The sequence below is a fragment of the Mesorhizobium sp. M0140 genome (genome assembly GCF_040322475.1).
GTDB lineage: Bacteria > Pseudomonadota > Alphaproteobacteria > Rhizobiales > Rhizobiaceae > Mesorhizobium.
On record NZ_JAMYTM010000005.1, the window covers coordinates 153,188 to 170,582 of the forward strand.

A 17,395-nucleotide genomic window follows, 5' to 3' on the forward strand; every position below is an offset into this window, starting at 1 on the left:
TGAGGCTACGAGGGGCAAGGCGCTGCTGCCCAAGAAGCCTGAACCAATGGCCTGAAGACGCCGCGCAGAAACAAAACCAACAAGGGGAACGACCATGACAATCAACAGACGGGAATTGCTGGGATACAGCGCCGCGGCACTCGGGGTGGCCGCTGTCGGCCTGCCGCAGATCGCCAAGGCAGCCGCCGGCGAACTGACCATCGCCTACAATGTCAACTTGCCGTCCTGGGATCCGACCACCGGCCCTTCGGCCGTCAACCCGACGATCCAGGGCCTCTACCAGTCGGTGTTCGACCAGTTCATTCCGCAGAAGCCCGATTTGTCCTTCGCGCCGGGCCTGCTGACCGAATGGGGCTGGAACGACGACCGCACCAAGATCACGATGACGGTGCGCGAAGGCGTGACCTGGCATGACGGCTCGCCGTTCACGCCAGAGGACGTTGTCTGGTCGCTGCAGCGGGCAGGCGACGAAAAGACCGGCAACCCTATCCAGTTCGTCTGGAAGAACGTCAACAATTTCAAGATCGACGGCAACAAGATCACCGGCGACGTCGTGCAGTTCGACCCGGTCTATTTCAAATGGATGTCGTTCCTGACCGGCTACATCATGCCGAAAGCCTACTACGAAAAGGTCGGCGCCGAAGGTTTCGAGAAGGCGCCGATCGGCACCGGCCCCTACATGGTGGAAAAGTTCGAGCGCAACGCCTTCCTGCGGCTCAAGGCAAACCCGAACTATTGGGGCGGCAAGCCGGCCTTCGAGAATGTGACAATCAAGTTCGTCGCCGATGCGGCAAGCCGCGTCGCCGAGATCGAATCCGGCTCCTCGCAGGTGACGCTCGAAATCCCCTATGAGGAGTATGACCGGCTGATCGCCAAGGACGGGCTGGCCGGCTCGTGCAAGAACGTTTCCGACATCGGCATGATCTTCTTCAACGACATCGAGGCGATGCTGGACAAGAACGTCCGCCAGGCCGCCGTGATGGCCGTCGACAAGAAGCTGCTGGTCGATCGCCTGCTGCGCGGCTACGGCCAGCCGATCGATACGCTGGAAACGCCGGAATACGCATCCTACGACGCGTCGATCAAGGTCGAGCACAATCCGGAAAAGGCCAAGGAATTGCTGGCCGCTTCCGGCTATTCGCCGGAAAAGCCGGTCAAGTTCACCATCCAGACGACCAAGGGCTTCAAACCCAAGGACTATGAGATGGTCCAGGCGATCGTCGGCATGTGGCGCAAGGTTGGCATCGAGGCGACGATCGAAGTCTACGAGATCGCCAAGCACTACGAACTGCGCGCCGCCGACAAGCTGGCGCCGGCGGCCTTCTACAATTGGGGCAATGCCATCGGCGATCCGACCACCTCGACCGGCTTTGCCATGTACGGCCCGAGCCCGCATTCGGTGTGGGACAGCCAGGATTTGATCGACATGATCAATCCGCTGTGGGGCGAAAAGGACGAGGCCAAGCGCATCGCCGGCTGGAAGGCGGTCGACAAATACATCGCCGAGCAGGCCTATGTGCTGCCGCTGATGCAGTATGCGCAGCCGATCGTGCATGCCAAGGGCGTCAATGTGGTGCAGCATGTGTCCGGCGCGCTGCTGCCGGCCCTGATGACCCCGGCCTGACCGATATGGGAAGGCACGCTGTCGTGAGGTAGCGTGTCTTCTTTAACGACGCAGGCCCTCTCATCCGGCCCTTCGGGCCACCTTCTCCCCGCTGGGGAGAAGAGACTTGGCTCAGCCGTCGGCGACCTCTTCTCCCCTCGGGGAGAAGGTGGCCGCGAAGCGGCCGGGTGAGGGGGCTGTTCGTTCCATCAGCCACCGAACGCAGTAGGCCTACGCCGGAATGCTCCTACAAAGATTCCTGATCCGTCTGCTGACGATGCTGATCACGCTGTTCGGCGTGGCCGTCGTCGTCTTTGTCGTGATCCGCGTCGCGCCCGGCGATCCTATCGCCATGATGCTGCCGCCCGGCGCGACGGATGCCGACCTCGCCCGGCTGCGGGCGCTCTATGGGCTCGACAAGACCATCGTGCAACAATTCTTCATTTGGCTGTCGGGCGTCGCCAGGGGCGATTTCGGCACCTCGATCTCGCTGCGGCAGGATGTGCTGGGTCTCGTCTTCAACCGGCTGCCGGCGACGCTGGAGCTTGCCATCGTCGCGCTCATCATAGCGGTGGCGCTCGGCGGCACGACGGCAATCATCGGCGCGCGCGAGCGCGGCACGGCGGTCGAGGCCGGCATCGACATCGCCAGCGGCGCGGCGCTCTCCATTCCCGACTTCCTGTGGGGCCTGGTGCTGATCCTGCTGTTCGGCGTGCTGGTGCCGATCTTCGACATTTCCGGCCGGGTGTCGCCGCAGCTCGACCTGCCTTTCGTCACCCAGTTCTATCTGTTCGAGAGCCTGTTGCGCCTGCGCCTCGACCTGACCTGGGACCTCCTGAAGCACATGCTGATGCCGGCGGTGGCGCTGGCGCTGCCGCTGGCGGCAATCATCTCGCAGCTGTTGAAACAGTCGCTGAAGGAAGTGCTCGACCTCGACTATGTCGTGCTGGCTCGGGTGAAGGGGTTCTCGGAAACGCAGGTCATCCTGCGCGAGGCGCTGAAGAACGCCGCGCTACCAACGCTGACGCTGGTCGGTGTGCAGTTCACCTTTCTCATTGGCGGCACGGTCATCGTCGAACGGCTGTTTTCTTATGAAGGCCTCGGCAACATGGCGATCGACGCCGTCATCAACCGCGACCTGCCTTTGATTCAAGGCATCGTGCTGGTCTTCGCGCTGCTGTTCGTGCTGATCAACCTCAGCGTCGACATGATGTACGCGCTGCTCAATCCGAGGCTACGCCATGGATGAGGGTCGTGCTCAAAGGCGAGGTGTGTCGCCACGTTTGTGGCTTGCCGGCGGCTGGCTGCTGCTGGCGCTGCTGGCCGCGATCTTCGCACCGCTGGTCGGGCCGCAGGACCCACTGGCGCAGGATTTGATGCTGGAACGGCTGCCGCCATTCTGGATGAATGGCGCCGAACCCGGCTATTGGCTCGGCACCGACAGCCTCGGCCGCGATCTGTTGTCGAGGCTGATCTTCGGCGGCCGCATCGCCTTCATCGTCGCCTTTTCCGCAGCCATCGCTGCGTGCCTGGTCGGTTCGACCCTCGGCCTGATCGCAGGCTATTTCGGCGGTTGGGCCGACCGCATCATCTCGCGCGTCGTCGATGTCTGGATGGCGTTTCCGCCGGTGCTGTTCGCCATATTGCTCGTGGCGGTGCTTGGCACGGGCTTGAGTTCCGTCATCCTGGCCATCGCCATCATCGACTGGACGCGTTTTTGCCGGGTGATCCGTGCCGAGACGATGGGTCAGTCGCGCATGGACTATGTCGAGAACGCCCGCATCGCCGGCTATGGCCGCATCGGCATCATGCTGCGCGAAGTGCTGCCCAATGTGGTGCCGTCGATCGTCGCATTGCTGTCGCTGGAAATGGGCATCGCCGTCATCGTCGAGGCGATCCTGTCCTTCGTCAATCTGTCGATCTCGACCGACGATCCGACCTGGGGCGGCATCATCGCCGAGGGCCGGCTGTCGATCCATCAGGCCTGGTGGGTGCTGGTGTTCCCGCTGATCACGCTGATCCTGACCGTGCTGTCGTTCAGCCAGTTCGGCGAGGCGCTGAAGACGCGTTTCGATCCGGTGCTGCGATGAGCGGCTGTCTCGACATCAGGGATCTGAGCGCGGTGCTGCCCAACGGCCAGCGCGTGCTGCGATCGGTGTCGCTTGCGGTCCAGCCCGGTGAAGTCCGCGCGCTGGTCGGCGAAAGCGGCGCCGGCAAGACGATGATCGGCAAGGCGGTGCTCGGCGTCCTGCCTTCGAGTGTGCGCATTGTCGAAGGCGACATGCGGCTTGAAGGCGAAGACCTCGGCAAGCTTCCGCCCAAGGCACGGCGCACGCTGATCGGGGCACGCACGGCGCTGATCCCGCAGGACCCGCTGACAGCGCTTAACCCGTCGCGCCGCGTCGGCTCGCAGATGACTGACCGGCTGGTGCGCATCCTCGGCTGGAGTGGCGAGAGGGCCGATACCCGCATTCGGCAATTGCTGGACGAGGTGCAAATCCGCGATCCCGACCGTGTGCTGAAAAGCTATCCGCACGAACTGTCAGGCGGCATGCGCCAGCGCGTGCTGATCGCCGCCGCCTTCGCCGCGGAGCCAAGGCTGATCGTCGCCGACGAGCCGACCACGGCTCTCGATGTGACCGTACAAAAACAGATCCTGCGGCTGATCGTGCAGTTGCAGCGCGAGCACGGCACGGCGATCCTGTTCGTCACCCATGACCTCGGCGTCGTCGCCAAGATCAGCCAGAAGGTATCGGTGCTCTATGCCGGCAAGGTGGTGGAGGAGGCCGAGACCGCAGCGCTCTTCGCCGCGCCGCAGCACCCCTATACACGAGCGCTGATGGCGGCGACGCCACGCTACACCGATCCTTTCGCCTCGCTGAAGCCGGTGGACGAGGCGGTTCTGGCCGGGCTTGCTTCGGAGATCGCTGCCGCCGACCAAGCCTGGAGGCGGCCGCATGGCTGAGCCACTGTTCTCCGTGCGCGGGCTGAAGGTCGCGCTGCCCGACATGACGCGCAAGCCACTGATCGGCCGCGCGCCATTGGTCGAAATCCTGAAGGGCCTGGACTTCGACCTGCCCAAGGGCTCGGTGACCGGCATCGTCGGCGAATCCGGATCGGGAAAATCAACGCTCGGCCGCGCTTTGGTACGCCTGCTGGAACCCAGCGCAGGCAGCATCACTTTCGACGGCCGCGACATCACCCATCTGCCGGAAGCCGAACTGCGGCCGCTGCGCCGCAATCTGCAGATGATCTTCCAGGATCCGATGTCGTCGCTCAACCCGCGCCGCACCATTGCCAGCATCATCGCCGCGCCGCTGAAACAGAACGGCCTTGGCGACAATCTCAAGGCGCGCGTCGCTGAGGCGCTGCAGCGTGTCGGCCTGCCGCAAAGTTTCGCCAGCCGCTATCGCCACGAATTGTCGGGCGGCCAGCGCCAGCGCGTCGGCATTGCGCGGGCGCTGGCGCTGTCGCCGAAATTCGTGCTGGCCGACGAGATCGTCTCAGGGCTCGACGTGTCGACGCAAGCGCAGATCCTGACGCTGCTGGAAAAGCTGGCGGCGGAAATGGGGCTGACCATCGCTTTCATCAGCCACGATCTGTCGGTCATCCGGCGGCTGTGCCGGCAAGTGATCGTCATGCGCGAAGGCATGATCGTCGAAGCGAGCGCCACCGACGCCTTGTTCGACAAGCCGCAGCAGGCCTACACGCGCGATCTCATCGCGGCCATTCCGCTGCCCGAGATCGATGCTGGCTGGCTGGACATCCCCGCCGCCGCCAAGGCGCCGACATGAATGCATACGCACGCCGAAGAGCGGGCCTCGGACGTGCGACCACAAAGACCCAAGTCCCGCCAAATGGAGAGGACTGACATGAAGACCACAATCGCAATTGCAACGGTGGCCGCCGCGATGCTCGGCAGCGCCGGCATGGCCTCGGCGGATTCGATCCCAGGCATGCGCGGCCACGACCACACCGGCATCACCGTTCCCGACATGAAGCAAGCGGTCGACTTCTTCACCGAAGTGGTCGGCTGCAAGAAGGCGATGTCGTTCGGCCCGTTTGCCGACGACAAGGGCACCTTCATGCAGGATCTCCTGGGCGTCGATCCGAAGGCGGTGATCGAAGAGGTCACCATGGTCCGCTGCGGTTATGGCTCGAACATCGAGCTGTTCAAATACACAGCACCGGACCAGAAGGACCTGACACCGAAGAACAGCGACATTGGCGGCTTCCATATCGCCTTCTATGTCGACGACGTCGCAGCCGCCAAAGCCTATCTCGAAGGCAAGGGCGTCAAGACACGCATGGGACCATTGCCGGTCAAGGAAGGGCCCGCCGCCGGCCAGACCATCCTCTACTTCCAGGCGCCGTGGGGTCTGCAGCTGGAGGCGATCAGCTATCCCTCGGGCATGGCCTATGAGAAGGGCGCCGAGACGGTGCTGTGGAGCCCGAAGAACCCGGAAAAGTGATCCGGCAGCGCGCTTGCGCGATGATACGCAGGCGCGCTTTCGCCATGTCAGGACAATCGTTTTGATATAAAACTTTAAGCTTGAAATATCTTGTCGCCGGCGCGATACTGAACTCCAGCAAGCGAAGAGGAGATCGCAGACATGAAGGTTGCGGTTCTCGGCGGCGGACCAGCCGGCCTCTACTTTGCAATTTCGATGAAGCTGAGGGACGCCGCGCACGATGTGACGGTGTTCGAGCGCAACCGCGTCGACGACACGTTCGGCTGGGGCGTCGTGCTGTCGGCCGAGACGCTCGACAATCTGTCGAAAAACGACCCGGTCAGCGCCGTCTGGATCAAGAAGCACTTTGCCTACTGGGACGACATCGCCGTCATCCATGACGGCGTGCGTACGGTCTCGTCAGGTCACGGTTTCTGCGGCATCGGCCGCAAGCGGCTGCTGGTCCTGCTGCAGCGCCGGGCGCGCGAACTCGGCGTCAAGCTGATGTTCGAGACCGACATTGCAGATCCCAAGCCCTACATGGAGACGCATGATCTGGTCGTCGCGGCCGACGGCCTGAACTCCAGGGCGCGCAACAGTTTCGTCGACATCTTCAAGCCCGACATCGACACCCGCAAATGCAAGTTCGTCTGGCTCGGCACCCAACAGAAATTCGACGACGCCTTCACCTTTATCTTCGAGAAGACCGAGCATGGCTGGGTGTGGGCGCACGCCTACCAGTTCGACAGCGACACCGCGACCTTCATCGTCGAGTGCAGCGAACAGACCTGGACTGCTTTCGGCTTCGGCGCGATGTCGCAGCAGGAATCGATCGCCGTCTGCGAGCGCATCTTTGCCAAGCATCTCGGCGGCCACGCGCTGATGACCAATGCAAACCATATCAGGGGGTCGGCCTGGATCAATTTCCCGCGCGTGCTGTGCGAGCGTTGGTCCTACAAGAATCTCGCGCTGATGGGCGATGCGGCGGCATCGGCGCATTTCTCGATCGGCTCCGGCACCAAACTCGCATTGGAAAGCGCCGTGGCGCTGGCCGAATATGTCGAAACCGAGCCGGACCTCGACGCCGCGTTTCGTAGATATGAGGATGCCCGCCGCACCGAGGTGCTGAAGCTGCAATCGGCGGCGCGCAATTCGCTGGAATGGTTCGAGGAGGTCGAGCGCTATCTCGGCCTCGATCCGGTGCAGTTCAACTACTCGCTTTTGACCCGCTCGCAGCGCATCAGCCACGAGAATTTGCGGCTGCGCGATGCCGAATGGCTTGAAAGCGCGGAAGAATGGTTCCAGCGCCAGGCAGGCGCCGGCGGCAACAGCCTGCGCCGCGCGCCGATGTTCGCCCCGTTCAAGCTGCGCGACATGAGGCTGCAGAACCGCGTCGTCGTCTCGCCGATGGCGCAATACAAGGCGGTCGACGGTTGCCCGACCGACTGGCATTTCACCCATTATGCCGAGCGGGCCAAGGGCGGCGCCGGCCTCATCTATATCGAGATGACCTGCGTCAGCCCGGAAGGGCGGATCACGCCCGGTTGTCCCGGGTTCTATGCGCCCGAACATGAGGTGGCGTGGAAGCGGCTGGTCGATTTCGTCCACACCGAGACCGAGGCGAAGATCTGCGCCCAAATTGGCCATTCCGGCGCCAAGGGCTCGACCCGGCTCGGCTGGGAGGGCACCGACGTGCCGCTGGTCTCAGGCAACTGGCCTGTGATGGCGGCCTCGGCCGTGGCGTGGTCGCCGCAGAATCAGGTGCCGAAGGCGATGGACCGCGCCGACATGGACCGAGTGCGCGATGAGTTCGTGGCCTCCGCCGAGATGGCCGATCGCTGCGGCTTCGACATGCTCGAGATCCACGCCGCGCACGGCTATCTGCTGTCATCCTTCATCACGCCGGTCACCAATCGGCGCACGGATGCCTATGGCGGCTCGCTGGAAAACCGCATGCGCTATCCCCTCGAAGTCTTCCGAGCGGTGCGCGCCGCCTGGCCGGCGGAAAAACCGATCTCGATGCGCATTTCGGCCAATGACTGGGTCGGTATCGAAGGTGTGACCCCGGCCGACGCGGTCGAGATCGCGCGGCTGCTGCACGAAGCCGGCGTCGACATTTGCGACGTCTCGGCCGGCCAGACCTCGGCACTGGCAAAGCCGGTCTATGGCCGCATGTTCCAGACGCCGTTTTCCGACCGCATCCGCAACGAGGTCGGCATGGCGACGATGGCTGTCGGCAACATCTACGAGCCGGATCATGTCAACTCGATCCTGATGGCCGGCCGCGCCGACCTGGTGGCGCTGGCACGACCGCATCTCGCCGATCCCTACTGGACGCTGCATGCGGCGGTGACGCTCGGCGACCGTGGCGTCAAATGGCCAGATCCCTATCTGCCCGGGCGCGACCAGCTCTACCGTCTGGCCGAGCGCGACGCGGCAGCGGGGCTGAAAGTATGATTGTTTTTCATTTGCCACGTCAGCGCTATACCCCCACCCCTAGCCCCTCCCCACAAGGGGGAAGGGGACCAAGTCGCAATCGGCTCTGGAACCGCAGAAGTTTGCAATGGATGGGCGCTGTCGTAGCCTTCTCCTTCTCCCTCCCCCTTGTGGGGAGGGTTAGGGGTGGGGGCACTTGGCGCCAAGTTTCGAGGATTGGCGCATGATCGCGGGCAAGCATGCGCTGGTCACAGGCGGTGGGTCCGGTGTCGGCCGGGCCGTTGCGCTGGCGCTGGCTGCTGCCGGCATCGACGTGACCATCTGCGGCCGCCGGGAAGCGGAGCTCACTGAGGTGGCCGGCGAGAACGACCGCATCTTCGGCATTGTCGCCGATGTCACCGACGAGGCGGCAATGGCGGCGCTCTACGAGAGGGCGCAAGCCGCGCGTGGCCCCTTCGACATCGTCGTCGCCAATGCCGGCATGGCCGGCAGCGCCCCGGCGCACAAAACCGCGCTCAGCGACTGGCAGCGGACGCTCGACGTCAATCTGACCGGCGCCTTCCTGACCGTGAAGCCGGCGCTGGTCGGCATGGCCGCGCGGAAAACGGGACGAATTGTTTTCATCGCCTCGACCGCCGGCCTGAAAGGCTACGCCTACGTCGCGTCTTACGTCGCCGCCAAGCATGGCGTCATCGGCCTGATGCGGGCTCTTGCCGCCGAAACAGTGAAATCGGGCGTCACCGTCAACGCCGTGTGCCCAGGCTTTGTGGAAACCGAAATGCTGGAAGAGTCCATCCAGCGCATCATCGAGAAGACCGGCCGCTCGGTCGAGCAAGCGCGGTCAAGCCTCGCCTCGACCAACCCGCAAGGCCGCTTCATCCAGCCGGATGAGGTCGCCGCGGCTGTGCTGTGGCTCTGCGGCGACGCCGCCCAGTCGATAACGGGACAGGCGATTTCCATCTCAGGAGGCGAAACATGGTAGCTGGCCCCCTGCCCGCGCCGTCGGGACCCGGCAAGGACCGCTTGCGGCTGTGGATCAGGCTGCTGCGCGCCTCACGCACGATCGAGGCCGAGCTGCGCGAGCGGCTGAAGAAGGAATTCAACACGACGCTGCCGCGCTTCGACGTGATGGCCGCGCTCTATCGCGCGCCGGAAGGCATGCTGATGAGCGACCTGTCGCGTTTCCTGCTGGTCTCCAACGGCAATGTCACGGGCATCGTCGACCGGCTGGTTTCGGAAGGGCTTGTCGCCCGCGCAAGGCGCAATGGCGACCGCCGCACGTCGATGGTGCGGCTGACCGAGGATGGCACGCAGGCCTTTGCAACCATCGCCGCGGCGCATGAGGGCTGGATCGGTGAATTGCTGGGCAAGGTCAGCGAGGACGACGCGCGCCGGCTGACCGGCATGCTGACCTCGTTCCGCAGCAACTGGGAGGGACGCGAATGACCGCAATGGCCGGGCGCAAGCCCAAGCATTTCCTCTGGGAGGTCGAGGGCAGGATCGCAAAGGTCCGGCTCGACCGGCCGGAGCGCAAGAACCCGCTGACCTTCGACAGCTATGCCGAACTGCGCGACACCTTCCGCGACCTCGTCTATGCCGACGACGTGGATGCCGTGGTGTTCCTCTCCAATGGCGGCAATTTCTGCTCCGGCGGCGATGTCCACGAGATCATCGGCCCGCTGGTCAAGATGGACATGAAGCAGCTTCTCGCCTTCACCCGCATGACCGGCGATTTCGTCAAGGCGATGCTGAATTGCGGCAAGCCGATCATTGCGGCGGTCGACGGCGTCGCGGTCGGCGCCGGCGCCATCATTGCGATGAGTTCCGATATCCGTGTCGCCACGCCGGAAGCCAAGACCGCGTTCCTGTTCACCCGCGTCGGCCTCGCCGGCTGCGACATGGGCGCCTGCGCGATCCTGCCACGCATCATCGGCCAGGGCCGCGCCGCCGAACTGCTCTACACCGGCCGTACTATGACGGCGGCGGAAGGCGAACGCTGGGGCTTTTATAACAGGCTGGTCGATGCCGCATCGCTGGAGGCCGACGCGCTCGACATGGCGGCGCGCATCGTCTCCGGCCCGACCTTTGCGCACGGCATCACCAAGACGCAGCTCAACCAGGAATGGTCGATGGGTCTCGACCAGGCGATCGAGGCGGAAGCGCAGGCGCAAGCGATCTGCATGCAGACCCGCGACTTCGAGCGCGCCTACAAGGCGTTCGTGGCCAAAGAAAAGCCGGTGTTCGAGGGGGATTGAGGATGACAGGTTTGCGCCCAGGCACCCCCCTCTGCCCTGCCGGGCATCTCCCCCGCAAGGGGGGAGATCAGCGGTTTCGTTGGCAGCGCCCATACTGCAATTTTGGAGATTGGCGAAAGCCAAAACAACGTCCGATCTCCCCCCTTGCGGGGGAGATGCCCGGCAGGGCAGAGGGGGGTGTGAAGGATCGCTGCGCGGAAGGAGGCGCCCATGCCTGACCGTTCCTTCCTCAACTGGCCGTTCTTCGAAGACCACCATCGCGCGCTGGCCGACCAACTGGAGGCATGGTGCGCGAAAAACCTGCCGGTCGATCACCATGATGTCGACGCCGCCTGCCGCGAGTTGGTGGCGAACCTCGGCCGGGACGGCTGGCTGAAGCCGACGGCGCTCGACACCGACAATCCGAGGCCACTCGATGTGCGCGCACTTTGCATTACGCGCGAGACGCTCGCGCGCCATGACGGGCTCGCCGACTTCGCCTTCGCCATGCAGGGGCTCGGCACCGGCGCGCTCAGCCTGTTCGGCACGCCGGAACAACAGCAATGGCTTTCGAAGACGCGCGCCGGCAAGGCGATATCAGCCTTCGCCCTGTCGGAACCGCGCTCGGGGTCGGATGTCGCCAACACGGAAATGACGGCGACCCGCGACGGCGACAGCTATGTTCTTTCCGGTGAAAAAACCTGGATCTCCAATGGCGGCATCGCCGATCTCTATGTCGTCTTTGCCCGCACCGGCGAGGCGCCGGGCGCCAAGGGGCTTTCCACCTTCCTCGTGCCTGGCGACGCCAGGGGCCTTGGCATCGCCGAACGGCTGGAAGTAATCGCGCCGCATCCGCTGGCGCGGCTGTCTTTCGACCAGGTCCGCCTGCCGGCCGCCGCACTGATCGGCAAACCGGGCGATGGCTTCCGCATCGCCATGTCGGTGCTCGACGTGTTCCGTTCGACCGTCGGCGCGGCGGCGCTCGGCTTTGCCCGCCGCGCACTGGACGAGAGCATCAAACGCGTGGCGGAGCGCAAACTGTTCGGCGCCCCGATGGCCGAATTGCAGATGGTGCAGGGGCATATCGCCGATATGGCGCTCGACGTCGATGCGGCGGCGCTTCTGGTCTACCGCGCTGCGTGGACCAAGGACATGGGGGCCGCGCGGGTCACACGCGAGGCGGCGATGGCCAAGCTGTTTGCCACCGACAAGGCGCAAGAGGTGATCGACAAGGCTGTGCAGCTGCATGGCGGCGACGGTGTCCGCAAGGGCCACATCATCGAAAGCCTGTATCGCGAGATCCGCGCGCTGCGCATCTACGAGGGTGCCTCCGACGTGCAGAAGGTGGTGATCGCGCGGCAGGTGATGGGCGCGGCCTGACGGCAGAGATTTTGACGAGCGTTCGATTTTGAAAATTGGGTTTTGGAATACCGGGAGGTTTTGAATGCACAGGATTCTGCAGCCCGAAGGCTGGGCAAAACCTGTCGGCTACGCCAATGGCGTCGCCGCGCGCGGGCAGCTCGTCTTCGTCGGCGGACAGGTCGGCTGGAACGGGCAATGCCAGTTCGAGACCGACGATTTTGTCGGCCAGGTGCGGCAAACGCTTCAGAACATCGTGGCGGTGCTGGCCGAGGCCGGTGCCGGACCGCAGCACATCACCTCGATGACCTGGTATTTTACCGACAAGGCCGAATACCTAGCCAACCTCAGGGGCATCGGCGAGGCCTATCGCGAGGTCATCGGCCGGCATTTTCCGGCGATGGCCGCCATGCAGGTGGTGGCGCTGGTCGAAGACCGGGCCAAGGTGGAGATCCAGGCGACTGCCGTTATTCCGGAATAGGGAATTCGTTCGTCCGGAGTAAACGCCCATTACTTCGTCATCCACGGGCGAAGCAAGGAGCGAAGCGACGCGGCGCAGACCCGAGGATCCATGCCGGGACTCCAAAGCGTCACCACGGTCCAGAATTCTGCACCGCTGCACACTCCACGGCCGAAGTCGCGGCATGGATCCCAGGGTCTCCGCGACGGAGCTGCGCTCCTGCTTCGCCCAGGGATGACGACGTTGGGGAGGGCTTCGGCTAATTCCGAATATCCGCGATGATCCACCGCAACTGATCACCACTACTATGCGCGAAGCCCCGCCTTCCGCAAAATCGGCAGCACGTGATCGCAGAAATAGGGCAACTCCCTGGTGTAATTGACGAAGGACAGCGCGATGCCCTGGTAGCCATGCCCGGCAATGGCGACCATGTCGGCGGCGATCGTTTCCGGCGTTCCGATCAGCGGGTAGGTGCCGGCGCCGCCGGCGAAACGCTGCCGGTAGCGGTCATAGGCGTGCGGGTCGTGCGACTGCGAGAATTCCTTCTTGCCGGCCATGTGGGCATCGACGGCGTCGTGGTCGGCCATATGGACCGCATAGCGCGTGTAATATGCCCGCGCCTCTTCCATCGTCGGGCGGCAGACGACATGCGCCACGGTGTAGACGCCGACATCACGGCCCACCTTGTCTGCCCGCTCGCTGATGTCGGCGACATGTTTGCCGGCATCGCCCATTTCGGAAAAGGTCGTGAACAGATAGTCGCATCTCGCGGCGGCGAAATCGCGGCCGGGCCCGCCGAAAGCGGCGTTCATGGTCACCGGGCGCGGCACCTGCAGACTGGCCGGACGGCTGACGGCTTCCTTGAGGCGGTAGTAGGTGCCCTCATAGTCGAGCGGGTCGGGCGAGGCATAAAGCTTTTCGAGGATTTCGATCCATTCCGCTGCCTGGTCGTAGCCCTTCTCGACCAGAGGCGTGCCGAACATGCCGAATTCCTTCGGATTCCAGCCGCAGACGATATTCAGGCCGGCGCGACCCTGGCTGATGTGGTCGACCGTCGCCAGCGCCTTGGCGGCATAGAGCGGATGCACCAGCGGCACATGCACGGTCATGAACAGGCCGATCTGCTCGGTGGCCATGGCAAGGGCCGCCGCCCAGGTGAAGGTCTCGAACGACCATTCCCGCACCTTGTTGCGGCCGCCAAAACCGCGCCAGCGGGCGATCGGCAGCATGAACTCCAGCCCGGCACGGTCGGCGATCTGGGCTGCGGTCAGATTGTCCTGCCAGCTTGCCGTCCAGCGTTCAGGCACATCGGTTATGGCCAGCCCGCCATCGGCATTGGTCGAAAAGACCCCCAGCTTCAATCTGTTCGGGCCGTGCAAGGGGTGTGGTTTGTTCATGTCGCGACCTCCCGGCGAGAGAGCACACGCTAGGCCCGCGCGGAGATATTTCAAGCCTGAAATAGCTTCGCGTCGCCATCGCTCGCGGGTATCGGTTCCAGCGGGCCGCACCGTGTCGGCCACGCAACGGACACCGCAGCTTTTTAAGCTTAAAACTTTCGCCTTGAAAAGCGCCGCACTTTGGATAAGCATTCCAGAGTCGATGGCGATTGCCGTGCCGGACGGGCTTGCCGGCCAGTCCATCGTGCAGACCAGTTCATCGTGCCGGCCAGTCCATCGTGGGTGCTCCGGGTGGGAGTCTCAGTTCTTGTCGTTCATACTGCCCCAGTCATCATCCAATGCGCGCCATGCCTTCGATGAAGTGCGCGCGCAGATCCGCGATCTGCAACACAAAACGTCGCCAACCATGACCGCATGGTCGCTGCCATGAATTGACGTCCTGCGTGAAGCGGGGCGGCAAAAAACCGTGCGGGAGCAACCCGCCCGATCAACAACAGAGGGAACACAAATGAGCTTCACGCGCCGCAAATTGCTTCTTCTTGCCGCCGCCGTCGGCATCGCCGCCGGCCCCGCCACCGCCTATGCCGCCGATGTGCTCAATGTCGGCGCCTATCCGACCAACCCGCCCTTCGAATTCAAGAACGAGAGCGGCACCTTCGAAGGCTTTGAAGTCGACATCGTCAACGAAGCCGCCAAGCGCATCGGCATGACCACCGACATCGCCGATCTCGGCTTCCAGGCGCTGTTTGCCGCCACCACGTCGAAGCGCATCGACGTCGCCATCTCGTCGATCACCATCACGGCCGAGCGGCTGAAGTCGCAGTCGTTCACGCAGCCCTATTATGATTCCGACATGGGCATTGCCACCAAGGCCGACAGCCCGATCAAGGCCGAGGCCGACCTCAAGGGCAAGATCGTCGGCGTGCTGTCCGGCTCGACCGGTGAAACCTGGGTCAAGGCACATCAGGAAGCCGGCGGCTTCAGCGACGTGAAGGGTTACGACACGCAGCAGAATTTGCTGCTCGACCTCAGCGCCGGCCGCGTCGATGCCGCCGTCAGCGACATTCCAGGCATGGAGTATTCCTTCACCAAGATGAAGGACCTGGTCGTCAAGGAGCGCATCAAGACCGGCGAACAATACGGCCTGATGATGAGCAAGGACCACCCGCTGCTCGGCAAGCTGAACGACGCGCTGAGCGCTATGAAGAAGGACGGCACGCTGGCCGCCATCCACAAGAAGTGGTTCGGCAGCGACGCGCCCGCCGACTCTTCGACCATGAAGGAAATGCCGCTGCCGAAGGCCTGAGCTGAAAGCTGCGCTGACATCGTGCCGGCTTTCCAGGCCGGCACGATTCATTTCATGCGCCAGCGCCGGCTTCCGCGCAGACCGTCTCGCCATTGGCGAGGTCGATTGGTTTTAACCTGAGCATCCTTGCTCTCGGGTTCGGGAACGCTCCCATGTCGCTGCTGGATACCTTCTTCAATCCCGATGTCATCATGTCCAGCCTGCCGGCGCTGCTGCGCGGCTTCCTGAACACGCTGCTGCTCGGCATTTTGAGCATCGGCATCGGCATCCCCATCGGCCTGGGGATCAGCCTGGTGCGGCTCTATGCGCCGAAGCCGCTGCGGTGGCTGGCGGTCGGCTACACCGACATCTTCCGCGCCCTGCCGGTGCTGGTCGTGCTGATCCTGATCTACTATGCACTGCCGTTCCTCGGCATACGCCTGTCGTCCTGGGCCTCCGCCGTGACTGCTTTCGCCTTCATCATGTCGGCCTACTCGGCGGAGGTGTTCCGCTCCGGCATCGAGAGCATCCCGCGCGGCCAGTTCGAGGCGTCGCAGGCGCTTGGCCTGCCGTTCCTGCTGACCTTGCGCAAGGTGGTGCTGCCGCAAGCGATCCGCGTCGTCATCCCGCCGATGACCAGCAACTGCGTCTCGATGTTCAAGGACACTTCGCTCGCCTCCACCGTGGCGCTGCCGGAACTCTTGAAGGAAGCGACCAACGCGCAGTCGCTCTACGCCAACCCCTCGCCGCTGATCGGCGCAGCGCTTGTCTACCTCATCTTCCTCTGGCCGATGGTCCGCCTCGTCAGCCTGCTTGAAGAGCGCTTCAAGACCGAAAAGAAGCGCTGACCTCCACTACCTGATCCCCGCTCAAGTCCTTTGCAGGAGCCTACCCGTGAACAAGCATCAAACCGACAATGCAAACGCCACCGCGTTCCCCGTCGACGCCATCCGCGCCATGTTTCCAGCCTTGCAGCGGGCTGGCGACTTCATCTTTTTGGACAACGCCGCCGGCGCGCAGATCCCGCAAAGCGTGCTCGACGCGGTGACCAACCATCTGGTTTCGCACAATGTGCAGCGCGGCGGCCGCTATGGCCGCAGCGTCACCGTCGACCAGTCGGTCGCCGATGCTCGGACAAGCGTAGCGCTGCTCATCAACGCCTATAGCCCGGCGGAAATCTGCTTCGGCATGAACGCCACCTCGTTCATCCGCCTGGTCAGCCTCGGTATCGGTCAGATGCTTCAGGAGCGTGACGAGATCGTCATCACCGACATGGACCACGACGCCAACATCGCGACCTGGCTGGCGCTGGAATCCGCCGGTGCGAAATTCAAATGGTGGCGGATGCGCGAGGACGGTAATCTGCATGTCGACGATCTGCGCCCGCTGGTTTCCGACCGCACCCGTCTCGTCGCCTGCACGGTCACCGCGCACTCGATCGGCTCGATCGTCGATGTCGCCGCGGTGGCCAAGATCGCGCACGCGGCCGGCGCCGAAGTGTTCCTCGACTGCGTGCATTACGGACCGCACGGGCTGATCGACGTGCAGGCCTGGGACTGCGACTATCTCGTCTGCTCCGGCTACAAGAATTTCTCGCCGCATATGGGCTTCCTCTGGGGTCGTTTCGAAACGCTGAAACGGCTGCCGACCTTCCGCGAGGATTTCATCCCCAACGAGCCGCCCTACAAGGTCGAGGCAGGCACGTTCATCTACGAGAACGTCTCCGGCATGGATGCCGCCGTGCAGTACCTGGAACTGATCGGCCGCAATCTCGCACCCTCCAACAACCGCTCGCGGCGCGACAACATCGTTGCCGGCATGGGCGCCATCCGCGACTACGAATTGGTGCTGGCGCGCGAGATGCTTGCGGTGCTGAAAGGTTGCGGCGCGACCATCTATGGCGTCGCAGACGAGGCCCGCATCACCGAACGCGTGCCGACGTTCTGCTTCAACATCGGCACACTGTCGCCGCAGCGGATCGTCGAAGAGATGGCCGAGATGCAGATCGGCATCCGCGACGGCCACATGTATGCGCCGCGGCTGATGAAGCGCCTCAACCTATCGATGGACAGCGGCGCCATCCGCGCCTCACTGGTCCACTACAACACAGTCGAGGAAGTCCGGCGCTTCGGCGAAGCGCTACGCAGCATCATCGCCAAGCTGTCCTGAG

General features: G+C 63.8%; 17 protein-coding genes. 16 read left to right on the plus strand and 1 reads right to left on the minus strand.

Annotation, left to right across the window (positions count from 1 at the left end; translation table 11 throughout):
* The first annotated feature begins 94 nt into the window (after positions 1-94).
* From NKJ37_RS07515 to NKJ37_RS07570, 12 genes are all read left to right on the plus strand, one after another.
* Entirely contained in the window at positions 95-1,624 is a 1,530-nt protein-coding gene (locus NKJ37_RS07515; protein WP_023811467.1) for an ABC transporter substrate-binding protein, read from the plus strand.
* 220 nt (positions 1,625-1,844) lie between these two features.
* Positions 1,845-2,852 carry an ABC transporter permease gene (locus NKJ37_RS07520; protein ID WP_023811468.1) on the plus strand — a complete coding sequence of 336 codons (1,008 nt, stop codon included), beginning with the start codon at positions 1,845-1,847 and terminating at the stop codon, positions 2,850-2,852.
* Entirely contained in the window at positions 2,845-3,693 is an 849-nt protein-coding gene (locus NKJ37_RS07525; protein ID WP_352439690.1) for an ABC transporter permease, read from the plus strand. Before NKJ37_RS07520 ends, NKJ37_RS07525 begins: the two co-directional genes overlap by 8 nt.
* A complete protein-coding gene (locus NKJ37_RS07530; RefSeq protein ID WP_352439691.1) occupies positions 3,690-4,568 on the plus strand; it encodes an ABC transporter ATP-binding protein in 879 nt (292 codons plus the stop codon). The genes NKJ37_RS07525 and NKJ37_RS07530 overlap by 4 nt, the downstream gene beginning before the upstream one ends.
* Positions 4,561-5,397: an ATP-binding cassette domain-containing protein gene (locus NKJ37_RS07535; protein WP_352773471.1), complete on the plus strand. Its 837-nt coding sequence runs from the start codon at positions 4,561-4,563 to the stop codon at positions 5,395-5,397. Before NKJ37_RS07530 ends, NKJ37_RS07535 begins: the two co-directional genes overlap by 8 nt.
* A 78-nt stretch (positions 5,398-5,475) precedes the next feature.
* Positions 5,476-6,075, plus strand: coding sequence for a VOC family protein (locus NKJ37_RS07540; RefSeq protein ID WP_352773474.1), 600 nt, complete (start codon positions 5,476-5,478; stop codon positions 6,073-6,075).
* A 141-nt stretch (positions 6,076-6,216) separates the two neighbouring features.
* A complete protein-coding gene (locus NKJ37_RS07545; protein WP_352773477.1) occupies positions 6,217-8,511 on the plus strand; it encodes a bifunctional salicylyl-CoA 5-hydroxylase/oxidoreductase in 2,295 nt (764 codons plus the stop codon).
* Positions 8,512-8,713: 202 nt separating this feature from the next.
* Positions 8,714-9,472 carry an SDR family NAD(P)-dependent oxidoreductase gene (locus NKJ37_RS07550; RefSeq protein WP_352773480.1) on the plus strand — a complete coding sequence of 253 codons (759 nt, stop codon included), beginning with the start codon at positions 8,714-8,716 and terminating at the stop codon, positions 9,470-9,472.
* Positions 9,466-9,936 carry a MarR family winged helix-turn-helix transcriptional regulator gene (locus NKJ37_RS07555; protein ID WP_352773483.1) on the plus strand — a complete coding sequence of 157 codons (471 nt, stop codon included), beginning with the start codon at positions 9,466-9,468 and terminating at the stop codon, positions 9,934-9,936. Before NKJ37_RS07550 ends, NKJ37_RS07555 begins: the two co-directional genes overlap by 7 nt.
* Positions 9,933-10,745 carry an enoyl-CoA hydratase family protein gene (locus NKJ37_RS07560; protein WP_352773486.1) on the plus strand — a complete coding sequence of 271 codons (813 nt, stop codon included), beginning with the start codon at positions 9,933-9,935 and terminating at the stop codon, positions 10,743-10,745. Before NKJ37_RS07555 ends, NKJ37_RS07560 begins: the two co-directional genes overlap by 4 nt.
* A 210-nt stretch (positions 10,746-10,955) precedes the next feature.
* A complete protein-coding gene (locus tag NKJ37_RS07565) occupies positions 10,956-12,104 on the plus strand; it encodes an acyl-CoA dehydrogenase family protein (protein ID WP_352773489.1) in 1,149 nt (382 codons plus the stop codon).
* 64 nt (positions 12,105-12,168) lie between these two features.
* Complete coding sequence (locus NKJ37_RS07570; protein WP_023811478.1) at positions 12,169-12,564, plus strand: RidA family protein; 396 nt, start codon at positions 12,169-12,171, stop codon at positions 12,562-12,564.
* Positions 12,565-12,848: 284 nt separating this feature from the next.
* Here NKJ37_RS07570 and NKJ37_RS07575 read toward each other — a convergent pair whose 3' ends face one another.
* Entirely contained in the window at positions 12,849-13,940 is a 1,092-nt protein-coding gene (locus tag NKJ37_RS07575; protein WP_023811479.1) for an LLM class flavin-dependent oxidoreductase, read from the minus strand.
* Positions 13,941-14,052: 112 nt separating this feature from the next.
* On the opposite strand from NKJ37_RS07575, the gene NKJ37_RS07580 reads away from it, so the two are divergent.
* The 4 genes from NKJ37_RS07580 to NKJ37_RS07595 all read left to right on the plus strand — a co-directional run bounded on the left by NKJ37_RS07580 (position 14,053) and on the right by NKJ37_RS07595 (position 17,394).
* On the plus strand, positions 14,053-14,370 hold the full coding sequence (locus tag NKJ37_RS07580; RefSeq protein ID WP_164893002.1) for a hypothetical protein: 318 nt from the start codon (positions 14,053-14,055) through the stop codon (positions 14,368-14,370).
* Positions 14,371-14,448: 78 nt separating this feature from the next.
* Positions 14,449-15,246, plus strand: coding sequence for an ABC transporter substrate-binding protein (locus NKJ37_RS07585; protein ID WP_023811480.1), 798 nt, complete (start codon positions 14,449-14,451; stop codon positions 15,244-15,246).
* Between the two features lie 152 nt (positions 15,247-15,398).
* The gene (locus NKJ37_RS07590) at positions 15,399-16,073 is read left to right on the plus strand and encodes an amino acid ABC transporter permease (protein WP_023811481.1); all 675 of its coding nucleotides are present in this window, start codon (positions 15,399-15,401) and stop codon (positions 16,071-16,073) included.
* Positions 16,074-16,119: 46 nt separating this feature from the next.
* A complete protein-coding gene (locus NKJ37_RS07595) occupies positions 16,120-17,394 on the plus strand; it encodes a cysteine desulfurase-like protein (protein ID WP_023811482.1) in 1,275 nt (424 codons plus the stop codon).
* Position 17,395: the final 1 nt, after the last annotated feature.

Coding starts and splice junctions, on each gene's coding strand:
- NKJ37_RS07515 (WP_023811467.1), top strand. CDS start 95: ATGACAATCAACAGACGGGAATTGCTGGGATACAGCGCCGCGGCACTC.
- NKJ37_RS07520 (WP_023811468.1), top strand. CDS start 1,845: ATGCTCCTACAAAGATTCCTGATCCGTCTGCTGACGATGCTGATCACG.
- NKJ37_RS07525 (WP_352439690.1), top strand. CDS start 2,845: ATGGATGAGGGTCGTGCTCAAAGGCGAGGTGTGTCGCCACGTTTGTGG.
- NKJ37_RS07530 (WP_352439691.1), top strand. CDS start 3,690: ATGAGCGGCTGTCTCGACATCAGGGATCTGAGCGCGGTGCTGCCCAAC.
- NKJ37_RS07535 (WP_352773471.1), top strand. CDS start 4,561: ATGGCTGAGCCACTGTTCTCCGTGCGCGGGCTGAAGGTCGCGCTGCCC.
- NKJ37_RS07540 (WP_352773474.1), top strand. CDS start 5,476: ATGAAGACCACAATCGCAATTGCAACGGTGGCCGCCGCGATGCTCGGC.
- NKJ37_RS07545 (WP_352773477.1), top strand. CDS start 6,217: ATGAAGGTTGCGGTTCTCGGCGGCGGACCAGCCGGCCTCTACTTTGCA.
- NKJ37_RS07550 (WP_352773480.1), top strand. CDS start 8,714: ATGATCGCGGGCAAGCATGCGCTGGTCACAGGCGGTGGGTCCGGTGTC.
- NKJ37_RS07555 (WP_352773483.1), top strand. CDS start 9,466: ATGGTAGCTGGCCCCCTGCCCGCGCCGTCGGGACCCGGCAAGGACCGC.
- NKJ37_RS07560 (WP_352773486.1), top strand. CDS start 9,933: ATGACCGCAATGGCCGGGCGCAAGCCCAAGCATTTCCTCTGGGAGGTC.
- NKJ37_RS07565 (WP_352773489.1), top strand. CDS start 10,956: ATGCCTGACCGTTCCTTCCTCAACTGGCCGTTCTTCGAAGACCACCAT.
- NKJ37_RS07570 (WP_023811478.1), top strand. CDS start 12,169: ATGCACAGGATTCTGCAGCCCGAAGGCTGGGCAAAACCTGTCGGCTAC.
- NKJ37_RS07575 (WP_023811479.1), bottom strand. CDS start 13,940: ATGAACAAACCACACCCCTTGCACGGCCCGAACAGATTGAAGCTGGGG.
- NKJ37_RS07585 (WP_023811480.1), top strand. CDS start 14,449: ATGAGCTTCACGCGCCGCAAATTGCTTCTTCTTGCCGCCGCCGTCGGC.
- NKJ37_RS07590 (WP_023811481.1), top strand. CDS start 15,399: ATGTCGCTGCTGGATACCTTCTTCAATCCCGATGTCATCATGTCCAGC.